The following is a 1304-nucleotide window of genomic DNA, read 5'->3' as shown; positions in this document are numbered from 1 at the left end:
GGGGCTCAGGGGGTTCGGAGGCTTCGCTCATGCGGGCGGCTGAGGGTCCGGCTCTCTGCGTACGAGCTGCGTTCGGGGTGGGTGCTCGGGTGCTCAGGTGGCCAGCGGGTCGAGGGCCAGGGGCTCGATCCTGCCCTCCAGCATCGCGCCCAGGCCGAGGACCGCGCAGACGTCGGGGCGTTCGGCGATGTGCACCGGCATGCCCGTCGCGTGCCGCAGCATCTGGTCGAGGCCCGGCAGCAGGGCGCTGCCGCCGACCATCATGATCCCGCGGTCGGCGAGGTCGGCCACCAGGTCCGGCGGGCAGACGCGGAGCACCTTGCCGATGCCGTCGAGTACGGCGGTCAGCGGGGTCTGGATCGCGTCGCGCACGGCGGCCGTGTCGACCTGTACGGAACGGGCGAGGCCGGTGGCCACGTCCCTGCCGTGGATCTCGGTGGAGGCGGGGCCGTGCGGGGTGAGCCCGTTCCCGGAGAGGGCGAGCTGCAGCGGTCGTACTGACTGCGACGGGAGCATCAACTCGTGCTGGTGGCGCAGGTGTTGGACGATCGCGTGGTCGATGGCCTCGCCGCCGACGGGGATGCGCGCGGCCGTCACGATCGAGCCGAGGGACAGCACCGCGACCTGGGTGGCGGCGGCCCCGCACACCATGATCATGGTGGCCTCGGGCCGTTCCACGGGCAGTCCGCAGCCGACGCCGGCGGCGATGAGCGTGTCGACGAGTTCGACGCGCCGCGCACCGAGTCCGACGAGTGTCTCGACCGCGGCGCGCTCCGCGAGCGGGTCGGCGTCGTGCGGGGTGCAGATGGCGGCCCGCAGCCGGGGCTTGCGGCGCAGGGCGCGACGGACCTTGTCGCCGAGCAGCTGGCGCAGCATGCGCTGGGCCATCTCGATGTCGACGACCGTGCCGCCGGAGACGGGTCGCACGACGCGGATGTAGTCGGGCGTACGCCCCGTCATCTTCTCCGCGAACTCGCCGACGGCGATCAGGGCGCCGGTCTTCGTGTTCACGGCGGCGACGCTCGGCTGGTCCACGACGAGCCCGGCGCCCTTCACGAAGACACGAGTCCTCGCCGCCCCCATGTCGACGGCGAAATGGCAGCGGCGCAACTGCTCCAGGCTGGCGGTCATGGCGGGTCCTCCCGAGAGCACGGACGTGGGGACTCGGCCGGGCGGCGGTCCTCCTTCGCATCGTGGGGGACCTGACGGGGTGTCGCCTTTTGAGGTGGGCCGGGTGGGGTGCCGCTGGATGGGTGGTCTTGTGGGGTCGCCTGGTGGGGTGGTCTTGGGGGGTCGTCCTGCGG

General features: G+C 72.8%; 1 protein-coding gene. It reads right to left on the bottom strand.

Annotated features, from left to right (window positions below):
* Nucleotides 1-93: 93 nt before the first annotated feature.
* Nucleotides 94-1131: a rod shape-determining protein gene (locus tag AOK17_RS47060; protein WP_055618758.1), complete on the bottom strand. Its 1038-nt coding sequence runs from the start codon at nucleotides 1129-1131 to the stop codon at nucleotides 94-96.
* Nucleotides 1132-1304: the final 173 nt, after the last annotated feature.

Origin of the sequence: Streptomyces phaeochromogenes, assembly GCF_001418655.1 — a bacterium.
GTDB lineage: Bacteria > Actinomycetota > Actinomycetes > Streptomycetales > Streptomycetaceae > Streptomyces > Streptomyces phaeochromogenes.
The sequence above is the reverse complement of the archived record's forward strand: the minus strand, read 5'-3'. Positions and strand labels throughout refer to the sequence as shown.